Consider the following 18,192-nt stretch of genomic DNA (forward strand, 5'->3'; position numbering starts at 1 on the left):
CAATGTGCGAGAGCGAGTCTCGCACACGGTGACACGTACCCCCAACGGGATTCGAACCCGTGCTACCGCCGTGAAAGGGCGGCGTCCTGGGCCACTAGACGATGGGGGCTAATGGGCCCGCCTGGGCGCTTCGGCAGCGCGTCGGGGACGTGAGAAGCATATGGGATGGCGGAGATATCGCCAAAACGTATTAGGGGGAGGGAGCGGGGGGCCTTGAGGGGGTGGCCGGGGAGGTGACCGGGGTGTGGGTGGCGGGGGTCGGCGAGGTGGTGGACGTGGTGCTCGGCGACGGGCCCCCGCCCGGGGTGCCCGCCTCCTTCGGGAGGTGGCGGCTCACCTCCGCCGTCGTCAGCCCGAGCCCGCCCAGCGTGATCTCGTCCCAGGCCTGGAGCCGCTTCGTCGTCCGGTCCAGGTAGAGGATCGAGGCCCGTACCTTCTCCGGCTTCTCGTTCTGTACGGCGCGCAGCCCACCGCCGCCCGTCGACCCCTCGATCTTGAGGCGCGTACCCAGCGGCATGATCTCGGTCTCGCGGTGGTGGACGTGGCCCGCCAGGACCAGCGGGACCAGGCCGTCCGTCTCCCGCGCCGCCACCGGTTCGTGCGCGACCGCGATGTCCACGGGCGTGCCGGCCTGCTGCTGGTCGCGCAGGGCGGAGGCGAAGCGGATGCCCGCCATGCGTTCGGCCGGGTCGCCCTGCGCCTTCACCGAGCGGTCGGGGGTGAACTGCGGGTCGCCCATGCCCGCGATACGGACCCCGCCGACGGTCACGGCCCGGCCCTCGTCCAGCACCCGGACGTTCTTCATCCGCCGGAGGTAGCGCTGGGTGGTCAGGGAGTCGTGGTTCCCGCGGACCCAGACATAGGGGACACCGAGGTCGGCGATCGGGTCGAGGAAGCCGTTCTCGGCGGCGGAACCGTGGTCCATCGTGTCGCCGGAGTCGATGACGACGTCGATCCCGTACTGCTCCACGAGCGAGCCGATGATGTGCCAGGCGGCCGGGTTGAGGTGGATGTCGGAGACGTGCAGGACCCGCAGGGTGGTGGGGTCCGGCGCGTACGCGGGGAGCGTCGCGGTCGCGTCGTACAGCTTGGTCACATTGGTGACCAGCCGCGCCAGCTCCTTCTGGTAGACGTCGAAGTCGGTGACGATCGAGCGCGCGCTGCCGACGACCTGGGGGGCCGAGGAGAGCAGGCCGGAGAACTTGGGCTCCAGGACGGACTTCGGGTTCCAGGTGGCGTACGCGCCCGCGGCGGACGCGGCCAGCAGCGTGAGCGCGAGGCCGCCGGCGGCCAGGGCGCGGCGGGGGCGGCGGTAGACGGCGAGCCCGAGGGCGGTGGCGCCGGAGACGACGGCGACACCGGACCGTACGGCCAGCTCCGTCGCACCGGCCCCGACGTCGTGGGCGACCTCCTCCTGGAGGCCCGAGAGGCGCTCGGGGTGGTCGACGAGGGCCTGGGAGCGGACCGGGTCGAGGCGGTCGACGTCGACGTCGAGGCGCAGGGGCGCGTGGTGCGAGGCGAGTTCCAGGGAGCCGAGGGGCGAGACGTTGATCTTGGTGCCGCCGGTCAGGGACGGCCGGAGGGCCATCTTGGTGTCCATCGGGCCGATGGGCGTCCTGACGCCGCCGACCGCCAGCAGGCCGAGCCAGGCGCCGAGGAGGACGACGGCGAGGAGGGCGACGGAGCGGGTGAAGGGGTGGGGGGCGGGGAGGAGGGTGCGGGTGGGGGCGGGGCGGTGGGGTTTGAGGTGGGACGGGAGGAGGCGTGCGAGCCGGCCCCGGATGCCGGTGGGCGTGGCGCGGACGGGGGAACGGTCTGCATCACGGGCCATTGGGCGCGTATGCCCAAGGCGGGGTCGCGCCATGCGCGGCGGGTGGGGCCCGTGGTGCCGCTAGGGCGTGTCGCCGGACACGCCCCAGGGCCTGTCGCCGGACAGGCCCTATCCCCAGCCGAGCTCGTGGAGGCGTTCGTCGTCGATGCCGAAGTGGTGGGCGATCTCGTGGACCACGGTCACGGCCACCTCGTGGACCACCTCCTCCGTCGTCTCGCAGTAGCGGAGGGTCGGGCCCATGTAGATGGAGATGCGGTCGGGCAGGACCCCCGCGTACCACTCGCCGCGGTCGGTCAGGGGGGTGCCCTCGTAGAGGCCGAGGAGTTCGGGGTCGTCGGCGGCGGGTTCGTCCTCGACGAACACGGCCACGTTGTCCATGACCCGGGTCAGTTCCGGCGGGATCTGGTCCAGGGCCTGGCTCACCAGTTCTTCGAACGCGTCGCGCGTCATCTCCAGCACCCGGCCATTGTCCGTGAAGATCGCGTGTCGTGGGGGGCCGGGACGAGCGGGATGAGGGCGAGCACAATGAGCTTCATGGCTGTACGTCCCCTGACCTCGCCCGCCGCGGGGCCCGTATGAGTCCGCCGGAGCCGGAGCCGGAGCCGGAGCCGGAGCCGGTCGGTCCGGAGCCGCGGGGCGAGCCGCCACGGCCGGGGCCCATGGACCCGGACGTCGACCTGCACCTGCCCGCCCACCGCGCCGAGACCGGCGGCGGGCGGCGGGCGGCGGTGCTCGCCGTCATCTCGGTGGGCGGCGCCGCCGGGGCCTCCGCCCGGTACGGCGCCGACGTGCTCTGGCCCACCGCCTCCGGCGCCTTCCCCTGGACCACCTTCGGGATCAATGTGCTCGGCTGCGCGCTGATCGGCGTCCTGATGGTCCTGATCACCGAGGACGGGCGGTCGGCGCATCCGCTCGTACGGCCGTTCCTCGGGGTGGGCGTGCTGGGCGGGTTCACGACCTTCTCGACGTATTCGCTCGACTTCCACGACCTGCTGAGGCGTCACGAGGACGCCACCGCCGTGGCGTACGCGGCCGGGACCCTCGCCGGGGCGATGACGGCGGTCTGGGCGGCGGCGCTCGTGACCCGGTGGGCGGTACGGCGCGGGGGCGGCGGCGGTACGGGTCGGCCGGGCGGCGGCCCGGGTCGGCCTCGGGGCGGTTCGCCCCGGCCCGGGGGCGGGGCGGTCCGGTGAACTGGCTGCTGGTGATCGTGGGCGCCATGGTCGGCGCGCCCCTGCGGTATCTGACGGACCGTACGGTCCAGGGGCGGTGGACCGGCCGTGAGGACTTCCCCTGGGGCACGTTCACCGTGAACGTCGGCGGGAGCCTGGTCCTCGGCTTCGTGTCCGGCGCGGCGGTCTCGTCCGGGACGTTCGCGCTGATCGGTACGGGCTTCTGCGGCGCGCTGACGACGTACTCGACCTTCTCGTACGAGACGCTGCGGCTGATCGAACTCGGCCGGGGGTTCCTGGCGGCGGTGAACGTGGCCCTGTCGGTCCTGGCCGGACTCGGCGCGGTGCTCCTCGGGGTCGAGCTGGCGCGGAGCTGGGTGGGATAGGCGCGCCGGCGGCAAGCCGGGTGGGGCACGGGCGCGCCGGTCGCGCCCTCACGGCCGTGTCCCTCGCGGCGCAAAGGGAGTTGGACGGGAAAAGCAGTGAACCCTTCCCTCCCCCCGTCGGCGGAGGGCTCCGTCCCGTGTCCCGGAGGTGCCTCTCGTGCGCCAGTTGTCCGCCCCAGGCCGTCTTGTCGTCGGCCTCGTCACCTCCCTGGCGGTCGCGTCCTCCACGGGATGCATGAGCGTCGGCGACGACGCGGGGAAACCGGCCCCTTCGCGCTCGGCGGGGCGGCACGGCGCCGCGGTGGCGCCGGACGGTGGTACGGGCGAGGCGCCCGGCGGCTCCGGCGGAGAACCGGGGCGTACGGAACACGGCGGCGGCGACCGCGTCCACGCGGACCGGGAGGGCACGGCCAAGGAGGTCCCCCCGACGCCCAGTTCCTCGCACCGGGCGGCTTCTCCCGCGCCGTCGAAGGGCGTACCGCCGCAGCCGGGGAAGCCGACCCCGCCGCCGTGGAACGAGCCGCTGCCGACCAAGGAGCCGACCCGCCCGGCCCCGCCGCCGTCCGACCCGCCCCCGCCGCCCCCGAGTCCCGAGCCCCAGCCGGAGCCCGATCCGGAACCGACCGTACTGCCGTCCGCGTCCCCCGCGGCCAACCTGCGGACGAGCGAGATGTTTCCCGGCGACGGGACCGGAATGCGGAAGGTGCCGACGGCGTCTCCGCAGGTGGGGCCGGTGTGACGCGGGCAGCAGACCAGCTGGCTGGCCTGCTGGTTTGCCTAAGTGGGGGGAGGGTGCGTATGGTAATAGATCGTTTGACCATTGCCTGGCGCCGACACAGAAGAGCGCCGCGTGGCGCGTACTCTCCCTTGCCGTGGCTGACCGCATTGAGGCGGTCGATTTGCGAATCACGGAGTTTGGGCGCGTGCCGAGACTCCGGAAGGTTTCGCATTTCGCATGTCCATTTCCAGTACTGACCACACCGTCATGCCCGAGAACGAGTCCAACGAGACCGTCGCGGGAAGCACCACCGAGGTCTCCGCCGAGATCAGCGAGATCACCGCGATCGTGGAGATCGCCGAGGACGCGGAGACGGTGGTGGCCGAAGAGGCAGCCGACTCCACAGAGACGACGGAGACCGCCGAGGCGCCCCGTACCGCCGAGGCCTCGGACACCACCGACCTCGACGAACTCTCCGACGACGCTCTCGATCTCCCCGAGATCCCCGCCGGCCCGCCCGGCGTCACCTTCGGCGACCTCGGTCTCCCCGAGGGCATCGTCCGCAAACTCGGACAGAACGGTGTCACCGCGCCCTTCCCGATCCAGGAAGCGACCATTCCGGACGCCCTGGCCGGCAAGGACATCCTGGGCCGCGGCCGTACCGGCTCCGGCAAGACCCTCTCCTTCGGCCTGCCGCTGCTGGCCACGCTGGCCGGCGGCCACACCGAGAAGCGCAAGCCGCGCGGCATCATCCTCACCCCGACCCGTGAGCTCGCGATGCAGGTCGCGGACGCGCTCCAGCCGTACGGCGACGTGCTCGGCCTGAAGATGAAGGTCGTCTGCGGCGGTACGTCCATGCAGAACCAGATCTACGCGCTGGAGCGCGGTGTCGACGTCCTCGTCGCCACCCCGGGCCGGCTGCGCGACATCATCAACCGTGGCGCGTGCTCGCTGGACGAGGTCCAGATCGCGATCCTCGACGAGGCCGACCAGATGTCGGACCTGGGCTTCCTGCCCGAGGTCACCGAGCTGCTCGACCTGGTGCCGAGCGGCGGCCAGCGGATGCTCTTCTCCGCCACCATGGAGAACGAGATCAGCACGCTGGTCAAGCGCTACCTGACCAACCCGGTCCACCACGAGGTGGACAGCGCCCAGGGCAACGTCACGACCATGACCCACCACGTGCTCGTGGTGAAGCCGAAGGACAAGGCGCCGGTCACGGCCGCGATCGCCGCCCGCAAGGGCCGCACGATCATCTTCGTACGGACGCAGCTCGGCGCCGACCGTATCGCCGAGCAGCTCAGTGACTCCGGTGTGAAGGCCGACGCGCTGCACGGCGGGATGACCCAGGGCGCCCGTACGCGCGTGCTCGAGGACTTCAAGAAGGGGTACGTCAACGCGCTCGTCGCGACCGACGTGGCCGCGCGCGGCATCCACGTGGACGGCATCGACCTGGTGCTGAACGTGGACCCGGCCGGGGACCACAAGGACTACCTCCACCGCTCGGGCCGTACGGCGCGCGCCGGCAAGTCCGGTGTTGTCGTCTCGCTGGCGCTGCCGCACCAGCGGCGCCAGATCTTCCGGATGATGGAGGACGCGGGCGTCGACGCCTCGCGCCACATCGTCGCGGGAGCCGGCGTGTTCGAGCCGGAGGTCGCCGAGATCACCGGCGCGCGTTCGCTCACCGAGGTCCAGGCGGACTCCGCGAACAACGCGGCCAAGCAGGCCGAGCGCGAGGCCGTCGACCTGACCAAGCAGCTGGAGCGCGTCCAGCGCCGTGCCGTCGAACTCCGCGAGGAGGCCGACCGCCTGGTCGCCCGCGCGGCGCGCGAGCGGGGCGACGACCCGGAGGCGGCGGTGGCCGAGGTGGCCGCCGAGGCCGAGCGCGCGGTGGCGGAGGCCGCCGCGGCGGCCGCGGCCGTACCGGCGCAGCGCGAGGAGCGCAGGGAGAGCCGCGACGACCGGGGCAACTTCGGCCGTCGTGACGACCGGGGCGACCGTGGCGGCGACCGCCGGGACGACCGCGGCGAGCGCAGCGGCCGGGGCGGCGCGCGGGGTTACACGCCGCGTGACGGTGGCGGCAGGGAGGGCGGCTTCAACCGCGACCGTACGAACAGCGACCGCCCGAGCGGTGGCTTCCAGCGCCGGGACGACCGCCCGGCGGGCGGTGGCTTCAACCGCGACCGTACGAACGACCGTCCGAGCGGTGACCGTGGCGGTTTCCAGCGCCGCGATGACCGCCCGGCGGGTGGCGGCTTCAACCGCGACCGTACGAACAGCGACCGCCCGAGCGGCGGCTTCCAGCGCCGGGACGACCGTCCCACGGGCGGCGGCTTCAACCGCGACCGTACAAATGACCGTACAAATGACCGTACGAACGACCGCCCCGGCGGCGACCGTCCGAGCGCGGACCGCCGCGACGACCGTGGCGGCCGCCCCTTCGAGCGCCGCGAGCACCGCCCGGCGGGTGACCGCCCGGTCAACCGCGACCGCCGCGACGACCGCCCGACGACCGGCTTCCGCGCCGCCGCGTCCCACGACCGCCCGACGGGCCGCCGTGACGACCACCGGGGCGGCACGACGGGCACCGGCACCGGCTCCTTCGGCCGCCGCGACGACAAGCCCCGCTGGAAGCGCGGCAACTGACCCGCGGCACCCCGCCTGAGTGAGCAGGGCCGGCCGGACACCCCCAGGGGCGCCCGCCCGGCCCTGCCCCACACCCCCACGAGGACGCGACGCCCCCCACACCCGATACCCGATCGGCTCCCACCGCCGGGCGGGCTATGCTCGTGGGTGTCGCGCCGAGGGCCGTTAGCTCAATTGGCAGAGCAGCGGACTTTTAATCCGTTGGTTGTGGGTTCAAGTCCCACACGGCCTACCACCCGGCCCCAGGTCCGCTCCACAGGACCTGGGGCTGACCGCTGTCCCGGGACGGCCCGGGCTCTTGTAGCCGTCGACAGTCGTCAACTGCCGCAGACGTTGCAGGCGAACATGTGCTGCGAGACGCAGTCGCCTTGGTCGTCGTGGACATAGACCGTCGTTCCGGGGCAACCGTTGTTACCGCACGGCGTGACGGTGCGGTCATGTCCTTCCACAGGAGTAGCGAGCAGTCAGGGCAACTCGGGGGTGTCTTCACCACGTCGCGGTCTCCGTTCGTCTTCCTCGGCGTGGCGTCCCGCGGGTGGCGCATCTAGCCGGCAAGGCCGCAGTCACTCGGACGGATGACCGTGGCCGGGGGCAGAGCGAGCGCCATGGCCGAGAGTCGGCCGTCGGCGCCGGATGGTCTGGTTGCGGCAGCCGGGATCCCGGAGTGTGATGCGTGGCCCGTTCTACAACTACGCTCAGGGCTTCGAGGATGTCTGTGCCGGTGCACGGCCCTGGACGCCCGGCCGGGAGGGGATCGCCGTACATGGGCAGGATTGAGTACTACAACGACCCGCAGGCCCCGAAGGCGAACACGCTCATCCCCGCCAGCAACCTGCTCGTCGTCGATGACAGCGGTGCTCTCCTGCTCCAGCGCCGTCGTGACACGGGCCAGTGGGCACTGCCCGGCGGGGCGCAGGACATAGGTGAGACCGCGGGGCAGTGCGCGGTGCGCGAGTGCCTGGAGGAGACCGGCATCATCGCCGAGATCACGGGCTTCCTGGGCGTCTACACCAACCCGCACCACATCGTCGCCTACAGCGACGGCGAGATCCGCCAGCAGTACGAGAACACCTATATCGGCCGGCCGGTCGGAGGCGAGCCCACCATCAACGACGAGGCCGACGGCGTCCGCTTCGTCCGGCCCGCGGACCTCGACCAGTACGACATCCACCCCAGCATGCGACAGCAGATCGGCGACTACCTTGCCGGCACCTACCCCTATCTGGGCTGACCCGCCCCGGTAGGTCGTCGGTTCATGGCGGTCAGCCTTCCGCCGCGCGGAGTGTCAGGGTCGCGAGGGCTTCTGGGGCGCCTGGTTGGTTTCTTATGCCGGGGAACGCGTTGATGTCGACGATCAGGGGGGCGCCTGTGGGGGTGGTGATGATGTCCACTCCGTATACGTCCAGGGCGAAGACCTTGCCGACTGTACGGACCAGGGTGAGCCAGGTCTGGGGGAGGTCGGTGGGGGTGAGCGGGGGTGGGGGTGGGGGCGTGGGGGTGGTGGCGAGTTCTGAGCGGCGGTGGGTGGCGAAGACCTTGTCGGCTATCACCCAGAGTTTGTGGTCCCAGCCGCTGTTCGGGGTGAACTCCTGGATCACTACTGGTTCTTCCGGCCACTGGGCCGCCAGGGCGCGTAGCTGTGCGGGGATGTCGGCCCGGGCTACCAGGTCCTCTCGGCGGCTGTGGCGGCTCTTCACCACCAAGGGGTGGGGGAGGGGGAGCGTCGGCAGGGATGTCAGGTCGGTCAGGGTGCCCGGGGTGTGGGTTCGGGCGAAGGGGAGGCCTGCCCGTAGGGCCAGGTCCGCCATCGCCTTGCGGTCCTGGCACAGTTCCGTCGCCGCCGCCGGGTTGAGCACCCTCGCGCCGCGCTCCTCGAACGAGCGGGCCAGGGCCAGTGCCTGGGGTGTTCTGGACTTCAGTAGGTAGACGTCCGCCAGGGGGGCCGCGGTGGGGTGCGGGGGGTGGGTGGGGTTTACGTGTGTCACCTCGTGGGTCGGTTTCAGGAGTTTTTCTGTCGCTGCCAGGAGTGGGTGGTCCGGGTTCGGGGTCAGGAAGCAGATCTTCATCGGCGGTTGCTCATCTGCCGTCCCCCGCCACGGCCGGGACGGGAGTCTGGTGGGGTGGGAGGGGTGGGGGTACGGACGGGCTGTCCCTGCGCGCCAGGTTCAGGATCGCCCTGCCCACCCTCGCCGCCGCGTCCGGTACTTGGCGGAAGCTCGGGAAGTCGTTCACGTCGACCACCACCGGGCCGTCCGGGCCCAGGAGGACGTCCACGCCGTACAGGTCGAGTCCGTAGACCGCTCCGACCTCTGACACGATTCCGGCCACTTCCGAGGAGAGCGGCACGCGCCGTTCCTTGGTCGCGCGGTCCGGGTGGAGCGGGGAGTTGCGCTCGGTGGCGTACAACTCGCCGCCGACGCAGTACACCTTGAGGTCGGTTCCCGAGTTCGGTACGTACGGCTGCGCTATGAGCATGCCCTCCCCGGCCAACTCCCCCCGTATCTCGGCCATTCGATCCGGCGACGCCACCAGCCGTACCGCCCGGCCCGAGCTTCCGTCGGCCGGCTTGACCACCAACGGGTAGGCGGAGGAGGGGATCTCGGCGAGTGCATCCGGGTGTGACGCGGCGTACGTCATCGGCAGGGGAAGGCCCCGGTCGTGGCCGATCGCCGCCGCTACCGCCTTGTCCCTGACTCCCCGTATCGCCCTCGCGTCGTTGACCGTTGTCAGCCCGGCCCGGGCCGCGGCCTCCAGGAGAGACAGGCCGGGACCGCCCGACACTGTCTTCAGCACCCAGGCGTCGTGACTGCCCGCCCGTACGACATCGGACAGCGGCAGCAGCGCACTGCCGGGGCGCAGGACGTCCACCCGGTGCCCCCACGCGACGAGTTGGGCGATCACCTCGACGGGCATGCCGTCGTAGCGGTACTGCTCCTCCACCAGAAAGCAGAGTCTCATCGAGCTTCCCCGTAACCCCGGACGACCGAGACGACCGAGCATCGTGGCCGAAAACGCTGTGACACTACAGAGGTCATGATCCGCCTCGCGGTTCCCCGGCCACGCACCAGCCCCGCCGCTGGCTATGCTCTGCTGGTTCGGGGATGTCGCGCCGGGGCCGTCGGCCCACGGGGCCGTTAGCTCAATTGGCAGAGCAGCGGACTTTTAATCCGTTGGTTGTGGGTTCGAGTCCCACACGGCCCACCACCTCTCGCCCCCCGCCCCCCTCCGCCCGCGTCCGGGTCCAGGGGGGCGGTCGGGGTGGGTTTGTCCGGGGCCGGGGCCGGGGCCGGGGCCGGAAAAGAAGTGGCCGCCAGATGCTGCGGTCGGGGCGAGATCGTCGCACTCTTGGCCGTATGAATGACATACCGATCGTCGTACACCGGGCGTCCGGGACAGGCGGCCGTCGGGTCACCGTCCGCGGGCGCATCATGGGGCTCGCCCACTCGGACGACCATCTGGTCGAGTTCCTGCGCCTGGCCGGCCTGCCCGACGCGTGGGATCTCCTCGACGATCCCACCTGGGTGGAGTGGCAGGGCGGTCAGGCGCACGAGTACGCGGCGGGGTGAGGTGACCCGTCCTTCGCGGGGGGTCGGGGGTGAGCCGCTCCCTCTCCCCTCACCCCTTCTCGCGCGCCGCCCGCACGATCGGGGTCAGCTGCGTCAGGTTGTCGACCCGCCAGTCCGCCGCCGCGACCACCTCCGGGTCGTCCGCCCACCGGTAGCCCCACGGGCCGCGCCGCAGATGAGCCGTGCGCAGGCCCTCCAGCTGGGCGGGGAACAGGTCGTACGCGGGATGGTCCCCCACGTACAGCGTCCGTTCGGGAGGGGCCTGGGCCGCCTCCACGACGCGGGCGAAGAACTCCCGGGTCGGTTTGGCGGCCTCCCAGTCGCCCGATCCGGTGACGAGGTCGGCCGGGAGGTCGAGGCGCCGCAGCAATTCCAGGGCCCGTACGGTCTGGTTCCCGGCGAGGACGACCCGGACGCCGAGCGCCCGTAACGCGGCGAGGGCGGGCCGTACGTCCGGGTAGAGGTCCGACTCGTCGAGGTGCTCGCCGCGTCCCGCCGTCTCCCTGGCGCGGTACGCCTCGCCGATGTCCATGCCGGGTTTGATCAGCCGCAGGGCGTCGTTGCCGTCCCTGTTCTGCGCTGTCACGACACCGACCAGGGCGGAGATCGTGTGCCGGGGGACGCCCAGCCAGTCGGCCCAGGAGGCCCACTGCCGGTCGTCGCGTACGAGGGTCTCGCCGACGTCGAACACGATGGTTTCAATCACCGGTGCCACCCTAGGCGCTGGTGAGTGGCGGTTGGGGGGACACGCTCTGCCGATTGTCAGTGGCCCCCCGTAGCCTTACCTCCATGTCCGCTTCATCGTTCGACTCGTCCGCGTCCTCCGGTACCGGCGCTCCCGCCGGCGCTCCCGCGCGTTCCGCCGCCGTGGTCAATGTGGAGATCCGCGCCCTGTGGACGCGCGCCGGTGGCGCGCTGTCGGCCGCCGAGCAGGAGCGCTACCAGCGGCTTCTCGTGGAGTGGGCCGCCGCCGTGCGGGCCGATGTGGTGGAAGCGGCATAGGGCCTGTCCGGCGTGGGGCGGCGAGGGCCCGGCGGGCGGGGCGCCGCGCGGGGCGGCCGTAAATGGGAATGATCTTGGTCTGGATGGCGTAGAGTCAGGTTTACCGACGCGGGGTGGAGCAGCTCGGTAGCTCGCTGGGCTCATAACCCAGAGGTCGTAGGTTCAAATCCTGCCCCCGCTACTCAGTAGGACCGAAGGCCCGGATTCCCAGTGGATCCGGGCCTTCGGCGTACGCCGCGGTCGCTTCCGGCCTCCCCGCGTGCGGTGACGCCTCCGCGCGGACCGCCGCGTACGGTGCGCGTACGGTGAAGGGGCAGTGGTGGAGCGATCGGTCCGTAGCCCACTCGGTCGATGGCGACTCGCCGCCCGGCGCGGCGGCGACCAGCCTGAGGTGAGCGCGGTACCGTCCGCAGCCGAAGCCGGACCGGGCAGGAGACCACAGGTGGGGAAGCTGAGGAAGCCGGGGCTGAGAAGGCCGGGGAAGGGCAGCGGTGGCTCGGGCTCTGGCTCCGGCGGTGCGCGCCCCGCCGCCGGTACGCCCCGGCCGCCCGGCCCCACCACCGGCTTCGGTACCCGCTTCGAAGGCGGCTTCGACCCCTCCGGCGGTACCGGCAGCACCCCGGTCGCGGCCACCGGCGGCCGCATCCCGGACGGCGGCTTCATCGACCGGGGCGTGAGCGCCGAGCCCGGCCGTATCGGACGCAGGGTCGTCCGCTACCTGCCCGCGCTGGTGATCGTCGTCGGAGTGATCTTCGACTCCGCCACCCCCACCCGCTTCACCGCCTCGCCCTTCTTCTGCTCCGCCCCCCTGGTCGCGGCCCCGTTCTTCACCCCCCTGGGCACCCTGTTCACCGGCGTCGCCGCCCTCTGCACCGAACTGGTCCTGCGCCTCCTCGACGGCAACGTCGGGAGCGCCGACGCCATCACCGAGCTGCTGACGGTCCTCACCGTGTCCGTCCTCGCGCTCGGCATCAACCGGGTGGTGCGCCTGAGCGGCGAGCGCCTCGCGTCCGCCCGGATCATCGCCGAGACGGCGCAGCGCGCCGTGCTGCCCAGACCCGCCGACCGGATCGGCGGGCTGCACATCGCCGCGCGGTACGAGGCGGCGCAGGAGGGGGCGTTCATCGGCGGGGACCTGTTCGCCGTGCAGGACACGCCGTACGGGGTGCGTCTGGTGGTCGGGGACGTACGGGGGAAGGGCCTGGAGGCGGTCGAGGCGGTGGCGGTGGTCATCGGGGCGTTCCGGGAGGCCGCCGAGCAGGAGGCTTCGCTGGAGGGGGTCGCGCAGCGGCTGGAACGTGCCCTCACGCGCGAGGGGACGCGGCGGGACGGGATCGACGTCTTCGAGGGCTTCACCACGGCCGTGCTGGCCGAGATCCCGAACGACGAGGCGGTGGTACGGCTGGTCAACCGCGGCCACCCCGAGCCGCTGCTGACCCACGCGGACGGCGTGGTGGTGATGCTGGCGCCCGGCGACCACGCGCTGCCGCTCGGGATGAGCGAGCTGGGCGCGTGGCCGGACCGCGCGGACGAGGAGCCGTTCCCGCCGGGGGCGACCCTGCTCTTCTACACGGACGGCCTGTCCGAGGCGCGCAACGCGAAGGGTGTCTTCTACGACGCGCGCGAGCGGCTGTCCGGGCGGATCTTCCCGGGGCCGGACGAGATGCTGGACGCGCTCATCGGGGACGTACGCGTGCACACGGGGGGCGGTAACACGGACGACATGGCGCTGCTGGCGGTCAGCCGGCCCGTCCAGGGGCAGCCGGAACGGCGCAGGACGATGCCGGTCGTGCCCTAGGTCGCCCGACGCCCGACGCCCGACGCCCGACACCCGCCCCCCCCGCCCGTTCAGCACGCTGCGTGAGCGCCGCGTACCGCTCCGCACAACGCCTGATCACCCGTCAGAAACCTTTGACCACCGCAGTGGCCACCGGAGACGATCAACTCGCCCGCTTGCGCCTCGATGTGTCCCGGTACGTCCGTTGCGAATTCGTTAACGATCATCCGGAACAGCTTGGAATAAAGCCCATGTCTCTATTAACGTTCGATAACGCAGCGCGGTCGTCCCAGCCGTCGTCAGGACGGCGCCGTGCCGCACGCGCCGAATCCCGCAAGGGAACCGGGGAACCACCAATTGGGGTGAATCGGGAGCTTCTTGCTGCCTTGTGCCGCGAGAGCACCCGTAGGAGACCTTCCTGCTCCGAACCCGTCAGCTAACCCGGTAGGCGAGAAGGAAGGAAAGGAGCGCGCCCCAGTGGCGTCCAACAAGCCTGCCCTCGAAGCCCCCTTCGAAACGGAAACCTTCGAACCGCCGAGGTTCGGCACCGAAGCGGACCGGACCTGGGGGGAGTGGAATCCCACCGAGGACTCCCTGCTTCCCCCCGTACGAGGCAGGCACCGCGTCGCCAAGCAGCGCGGACTGGCCCGCAGTTCCACGGTCCTCGGCGTCGGCGTCCTCGCCGCCGTCGGTGCGGGCGGCATCGCCACCGCGCAGGACAAGCCCGCCGTCTCCATATCCCTGCCCGATGCCATCACGGACAACCTTCCGGCCGCCAAGTCGCTGCCGGGCGTGGGTTCCCTGGGTACGGAAGAGGCCAAGCCGAGCGCGCTCGCCACCGACCCGCTGACCACGGCGGGCATGACCACCGCGGACTTCCAGTCGGGCGCCACCGACGCCGGCGAGGCGCTGCGCGCCCGGATCCTCCAGCAGGCCGAGGCGCAGCAGGCCGAGGCCGACGCCACGACCAAGGCGGCCGAGCAGGCGGCGGCGGCCGAGAAGGCCGCGGCGGACGCCGAGAAGCGCCAGACCGAGGCCGAGAAGAAGATCCAGGCCGCGAAGGACAAGGCGGAGGCCGAGGCCAAGGCCAAGGCGGCCGCCAAGGCCGAGAAGGAGCGCCTGGCCAAGCTGGCCGAGAGCTACACCCTCCCCGTCGTCTCGTACACGATCACCTCCACCTTCGGCCAGGCCGGCTCCATGTGGTCCTCCGGCTACCACACCGGGCTGGACTTCGCGGCCCCGACCGGCACGCCGATCAAGGCGGTCCACAGCGGCACGGTCCAGTCGGCCGGCTGGTCCGGCTCGTACGGCTACCGCACGGTGCTGGAGCTCGACGACGGTACGGAACTGTGGTTCTGCCACCAGTCCTCGATGACCGTCACCGCCGGCCAGAAGGTCTCCACGGGCGAGGTCATCGGCCGCGTGGGCGCGACCGGCAACGTGACGGGCCCGCACCTGCACCTGGAGGTCCACGCCCCAGGCGGCACGGACATCGACCCGATGGGCTGGCTCCAGAGCAAGGGCCTCAACCCGTAGGGCCTCGACCCGTAGCGGATCGATCGCGCGCCGGGGGTGGCGGAGCAGCCCCCGGCCCCGGCGTCGTCGACTCGGGCCGGAATAGCGTCCGGCCCCCGCGTCGTTGGGGCAGTTCATGACAGATCTGCTCACCCTCGGCTCCTCCGACCTCCGGGTCTTCCCCCTCTCCCTCGGCGGCAACGTCTTCGGCTGGACGTCCGACGAGGCCGAGTCCTTCGCCGTCCTGGACGGATACGCCGCCGTCGGCGGCAACTTCGTGGACACCGCCGACACGTACTCCTCCTGGGCCCCCGGCCACCAGGGCGGCGAGTCGGAGACCGTCCTCGGCAACTGGATCGCCGCGCGCGGCAACCGCTCCGAGGTGGTCGTGGCGACCAAGGTCGGCGCCCACCCGCAGTTCAAGGGCCTGCGGGCGGCCACGATCAAGGGTGCGGCCGAGGAGTCGCTGCGCCGGCTGCGTACGGACTACATCGACCTCTACTACACGCACTTCGACGATCCCGAGGTGCCGGTCGAGGAGATCATCACCGCGCTCGACCAGCTGGTGAAGGACGGCAAGGTCCGGGCGATAGCCGCCTCCAACCTCAGCACCGAGCGCCTCGCCGCCTCCCTCGCCTTCTCCGAGAGCGAGGGGCTGGCCCGGTACGAAGTCCTCCAGCCGCGCTACAACCTGGTCTCCCGCGACACGTACGAGGGCCCGCTCCAGGACCTCGTGGCCGAGCACGGGCTGTCGACCGTGCCGTACTCGTCTCTCGCGGCGGGCTTCCTCACGGGCAAGTACCGCGCCGGGACGACGGTCGACAGCCCGCGCGCGGCGGGGGCGGGCGCGCACCTGGAGACCGGGCGGGGCCTGGCCGTGCTCGCCGCGCTGGACCGGGTCGCCGGGGCCCGTGGCGTCGAGGTCGGCACCGTCGCGCTGGCGTGGCTGGCGGCGCAGCCGACCGTGGTGGCGCCCCTGGCGTCCGCGCGGACCGTCGAGCAGCTGCCCGTACTGCTGGCGGCGACCGGACTGGAGCTGACGGCGGAGGAGTTGGCGGACCTGACCGCCGCATCCGCCTAGGGCGTGTCCGCAAAGTGGGGCCTGGCTCGCGGGGTCTGGCACGCGCGCTAGCGGCGTTGTCGGACCCACCCCGTACATCCAGTACGGGGTGGGTCCTCCGCCTTGCGATCGCACGCACCAGACCCCGCGAGCCCCGCCCTCCGGGCGGACGACCCCACTTTGCGGACACGCCCTAGGTCCGAAAGGGACGGCACAGCGCGTAGGGGGAGTTGTCAGTCGCGGTACGGGTTGTAGCCGTCGTAGTCGATGTACGGCGGCGGCACCCGTACCCGGCCCGTGGCCCGCGCCGCGTACGTGAGCGCGGGCCCCGCGATCCCCCTGCGCTGCCACAGATGGTGCAGCAACTCCCGCTCCCGCTCGGCGAAGTCGGGCGCGCCGGCCTCCCGCTCGGCCCGGTGCCGCAGGAAGGCCAACGACGTCGCGAACGCCTCGTACTCCCCGACGGCCCTGGCCGCCCGCGCCCCGTACGTACGGCCCGCGAAGTCCCGCGCCGTCGTGCGCGCCCGCATCGAGGAGAGCGCGAGCGGCGCGGCGGGGACCAGCCAGCCGGCGGCGGAGTACGCGGGCAACTCGGCGGAGATCGTGCGCAGTTCGCGCTGCCTGCTCCAGATCGCCAGCCAGGTGACCAGCCCGAGGACCGGGACCATGAACGCGGCGTAGACCAGGTAGAAGCCGTAGGGGCCGAAGAGCGATGTCGAGCCGTTCCACAGCGCGTGCAGGCCCATCGCCACCGCCAGGCCCAGCAGCGGCAACACCCTTCTGCGCAGCCTGTGGTGACGGGGTGTCGCCGCCGCCAGCCCGAAGCCGATGCCCGTCAGCACGGTGAAGAGCGGGTGGGCGAAGGGCGACAGCAGGATGCGTACGACGAAGGTGGCGACGGTCATGGAGGTGAGGCCGGAGCCGCCGGTGTACTGGTCCTCGCCGAAGGCGTTGCCTAGGTAGAGGATGTTCTCGGTGAACGCGAAGCCGGTGGCGGAGAAGCCCGCGACCACCACGCCGTCCACCAGCCCGGTGAACTCCCTTCTGCGGAACAGGAAGATCAGCAGGATCGCGCCGGCCTTCGCGCTCTCCTCGACGACCGGCGCTATCACCGTGGCGCCGAGGGACTCCGCGCCCCGTGGGTCGGCGGTCGCGTTGGCGATCCAGCGCGTGGCCAGGGAGTTGGCGAGGATGGCCACCAGGGCGGCGGCGCAGGCGCCCCAGGCGAACGAGAACAGCAGGTTGCGCCACGGGCCGGGCTCGACCCGGTCCAGCCAGCGGAAGACCGTCATGAGCAGCGGTACGGGCAGGACGGCGAGGCCGAGGCCGACGAGGAAGCCCTCGGTGCCGGTCTGGTCGCGGACGAGCAGGAGGATCACCAGGCCGCACAGCGCGAGTGTGGTGATCACCGCCGTCGCTCTGACCGCCCGGTGGGCCCAGAACGTACGGCGGCGCCAGAACACGCGGCGCGGCAGGGCGGGCCCGCCGTCGGGCGCGGGGGACTGCGGGGGCGGTGCTGACACCTGTCGACCCTAACCAGCGGCACCGGCGTCTGGCGACGGTGCCTGATCGACTACTCCGCGTCACCCGGGGGGAGTTGGGGTGCGGGAGCGGGCTGCACTGCCGGAGCGGGCGCGGGCGCCCGGCGGAACAACACGTCGTGCACCGCGTGCCCCTTGTCGAGCCCCTGGCCCTCGAACCGGGTCAGCGGCCGGTACGCGGGGCGCGGCGCGTAACCGCCGTCCTCCTGGGTGTTCTCGAAGCCGGGGTGGGCCGTGAGAAGCTCCAGCATCTGTTCCGCGTACGGCTCCCAGTCGGTCGCGCAGTGCAGTACGGCCCCGGGCCGCAGCCGGTCGGCGGCGAGGTCGAGGAACTCCGGCTGGATCAGCCGCCGCTTGTGGTGCCGGGTCTTGGGCCAGGGGTCGGGGAAGTAGACGCGCAGCCCGTCGAGGGAGGCGGCCGGCAGCATCTCCCTGAGCAGGATGATCGCGTCCCCGTTGGCGACCCGGATGTTGGACAGCCCGTTCCGCTCCGCGAGACGGATCAGGTTGCCCTGCCCGGGGGTGTGCACGTCGACGGCGAGGATTCCGGTACCCGGGTCGGCGGCGGCCATCTGCGCGGTGGCCTCGCCCATCCCGAAGCCGATCTCCAGGACGACGGGCAGCCCGCCGAACAGCGCGGCCGGGTCGACGGCGCGCTGTCCGTCGACGTCCAGCCCCCAGGAGGGCCACTTGCGGCGCAGCGCGTCGGCCTGCCCGGCGGTCACCCGGCTGCGGCGCGGCTGGAAGCTGCGGATACGGCGCTCGAAGTGCGACCCCGCCGGGTCGGCGGCGGGTCCGGTGCCGTTGGGGAACATCCGGCTCATGACCGTGCCGTGGTGGGCGGCGATCCGCTTGGCGGTGTTGTCCTTGGAGCCGGCGCCGTCAGCAGCGCTGCTCTCGGGTGTCTCGGCGATCTGGGTCATCTCGGTCTTCTCGGGCTCGGCCACAATGCTCCGATTCTACGGAGTCCCCGGGCAC

General features: G+C 72.0%; 17 protein-coding genes, 4 tRNA genes and 1 riboswitch. Of the genes, 13 read left to right on the top strand and 8 right to left on the bottom strand.

Annotated features, from left to right (window positions below):
* Positions 1-36: 36 nt before the first annotated feature.
* From OG349_RS19435 to OG349_RS19445, 3 genes are all read right to left on the bottom strand, one after another.
* Positions 37-109 (bottom strand) — tRNA-Glu (locus OG349_RS19435).
* A gap of 81 nt (positions 110-190) precedes the next feature.
* Positions 191-1,831: a metallophosphoesterase family protein gene (locus OG349_RS19440; protein ID WP_442806272.1), complete on the bottom strand. Its 1,641-nt coding sequence runs from the start codon at positions 1,829-1,831 to the stop codon at positions 191-193.
* Positions 1,832-1,939: 108 nt separating this feature from the next.
* Positions 1,940-2,290 carry a metallopeptidase family protein gene (locus tag OG349_RS19445; protein WP_327235821.1) on the bottom strand — a complete coding sequence of 117 codons (351 nt, stop codon included), beginning with the start codon at positions 2,288-2,290 and terminating at the stop codon, positions 1,940-1,942.
* Between the two features lie 200 nt (positions 2,291-2,490).
* Here OG349_RS19445 and crcB (OG349_RS19450) point away from each other — a divergent pair, with 200 nt between their 5' ends.
* The 6 genes from crcB (OG349_RS19450) (at position 2,491) to OG349_RS19475 (ending at position 7,984) form a co-directional block, all read left to right on the top strand.
* Positions 2,491-3,024 (top strand): fluoride efflux transporter CrcB, encoded by a 534-nt coding sequence (gene crcB / locus OG349_RS19450; protein ID WP_327238622.1) that lies wholly within the window; start codon positions 2,491-2,493, stop codon positions 3,022-3,024.
* On the top strand, positions 3,021-3,389 hold the full coding sequence (gene crcB, locus OG349_RS19455) for a fluoride efflux transporter CrcB (protein ID WP_327235822.1): 369 nt from the start codon (positions 3,021-3,023) through the stop codon (positions 3,387-3,389). Before crcB (OG349_RS19450) ends, crcB (OG349_RS19455) begins: the two co-directional genes overlap by 4 nt.
* Before the next feature lie 157 nt (positions 3,390-3,546).
* A complete protein-coding gene (locus OG349_RS19460; protein WP_327235823.1) occupies positions 3,547-4,128 on the top strand; it encodes a hypothetical protein in 582 nt (193 codons plus the stop codon).
* A 216-nt stretch (positions 4,129-4,344) separates the two neighbouring features.
* On the top strand, positions 4,345-6,753 hold the full coding sequence (locus OG349_RS19465; RefSeq protein WP_327235824.1) for a DEAD/DEAH box helicase: 2,409 nt from the start codon (positions 4,345-4,347) through the stop codon (positions 6,751-6,753).
* Positions 6,754-6,912: 159 nt separating this feature from the next.
* Positions 6,913-6,988: transfer RNA gene (locus OG349_RS19470), tRNA-Lys, on the top strand.
* Between the two features lie 528 nt (positions 6,989-7,516).
* The gene (locus OG349_RS19475) at positions 7,517-7,984 is read left to right on the top strand and encodes an NUDIX hydrolase (protein ID WP_327235825.1); all 468 of its coding nucleotides are present in this window, start codon (positions 7,517-7,519) and stop codon (positions 7,982-7,984) included.
* A 31-nt stretch (positions 7,985-8,015) separates the two neighbouring features.
* On the opposite strand, the gene OG349_RS19480 is transcribed toward OG349_RS19475, so the two are convergent.
* Both OG349_RS19480 and OG349_RS19485 read right to left on the bottom strand, forming a co-directional pair.
* On the bottom strand, positions 8,016-8,738 hold the full coding sequence (locus OG349_RS19480) for an ATP-grasp domain-containing protein (protein ID WP_327235826.1): 723 nt from the start codon (positions 8,736-8,738) through the stop codon (positions 8,016-8,018).
* A 91-nt stretch (positions 8,739-8,829) separates the two neighbouring features.
* On the bottom strand, positions 8,830-9,711 hold the full coding sequence (locus tag OG349_RS19485; RefSeq protein ID WP_327235827.1) for an ATP-grasp domain-containing protein: 882 nt from the start codon (positions 9,709-9,711) through the stop codon (positions 8,830-8,832).
* Between the two features lie 170 nt (positions 9,712-9,881).
* Here OG349_RS19485 and OG349_RS19490 point away from each other — a divergent pair.
* A tRNA-Lys gene (locus tag OG349_RS19490) sits at positions 9,882-9,957 on the top strand.
* A gap of 149 nt (positions 9,958-10,106) precedes the next feature.
* Positions 10,107-10,319 carry a hypothetical protein gene (locus OG349_RS19495; protein WP_161310611.1) on the top strand — a complete coding sequence of 71 codons (213 nt, stop codon included), beginning with the start codon at positions 10,107-10,109 and terminating at the stop codon, positions 10,317-10,319.
* Between the two features lie 49 nt (positions 10,320-10,368).
* On the opposite strand, the gene OG349_RS19500 is transcribed toward OG349_RS19495, so the two are convergent.
* Entirely contained in the window at positions 10,369-11,022 is a 654-nt protein-coding gene (locus OG349_RS19500) for an HAD family hydrolase (protein ID WP_327238623.1), read from the bottom strand.
* Positions 11,023-11,108: 86 nt separating this feature from the next.
* Between OG349_RS19500 and OG349_RS19505 the strand changes: the two genes are divergently transcribed.
* From OG349_RS19505 to OG349_RS19525, 5 genes are all read left to right on the top strand, one after another.
* On the top strand, positions 11,109-11,321 hold the full coding sequence (locus OG349_RS19505; RefSeq protein WP_327235828.1) for a hypothetical protein: 213 nt from the start codon (positions 11,109-11,111) through the stop codon (positions 11,319-11,321).
* A gap of 107 nt (positions 11,322-11,428) precedes the next feature.
* Positions 11,429-11,502, top strand: a tRNA-Met gene (locus OG349_RS19510).
* Between the two features lie 480 nt (positions 11,503-11,982).
* Complete coding sequence (locus tag OG349_RS19515; protein WP_327238624.1) at positions 11,983-13,119, top strand: PP2C family protein-serine/threonine phosphatase; 1,137 nt, start codon at positions 11,983-11,985, stop codon at positions 13,117-13,119.
* Between the two features lie 291 nt (positions 13,120-13,410).
* Positions 13,411-13,564: riboswitch (cyclic di-AMP (ydaO/yuaA leader) on the top strand.
* An 11-nt stretch (positions 13,565-13,575) separates the two neighbouring features.
* On the top strand, positions 13,576-14,634 hold the full coding sequence (locus tag OG349_RS19520) for a M23 family metallopeptidase (protein ID WP_327235829.1): 1,059 nt from the start codon (positions 13,576-13,578) through the stop codon (positions 14,632-14,634).
* Between the two features lie 115 nt (positions 14,635-14,749).
* Positions 14,750-15,694: an aldo/keto reductase gene (locus tag OG349_RS19525; protein WP_327235830.1), complete on the top strand. Its 945-nt coding sequence runs from the start codon at positions 14,750-14,752 to the stop codon at positions 15,692-15,694.
* 212 nt (positions 15,695-15,906) lie between these two features.
* Here the strand turns inward: OG349_RS19525 and OG349_RS19530 are convergent, their stop codons facing one another.
* Both OG349_RS19530 and trmB read right to left on the bottom strand, forming a co-directional pair.
* On the bottom strand, positions 15,907-17,196 hold the full coding sequence (locus OG349_RS19530; protein WP_442806273.1) for a PrsW family intramembrane metalloprotease: 1,290 nt from the start codon (positions 17,194-17,196) through the stop codon (positions 15,907-15,909).
* Between the two features lie 50 nt (positions 17,197-17,246).
* A complete protein-coding gene (trmB, locus tag OG349_RS19535; RefSeq protein ID WP_327238626.1) occupies positions 17,247-18,038 on the bottom strand; it encodes a tRNA (guanosine(46)-N7)-methyltransferase TrmB in 792 nt (263 codons plus the stop codon).
* Positions 18,039-18,192 lie beyond the last annotated feature (154 nt).

Source organism: Streptomyces sp. NBC_01317, from assembly GCF_035961655.1.
Classification (GTDB): domain Bacteria; phylum Actinomycetota; class Actinomycetes; order Streptomycetales; family Streptomycetaceae; genus Streptomyces.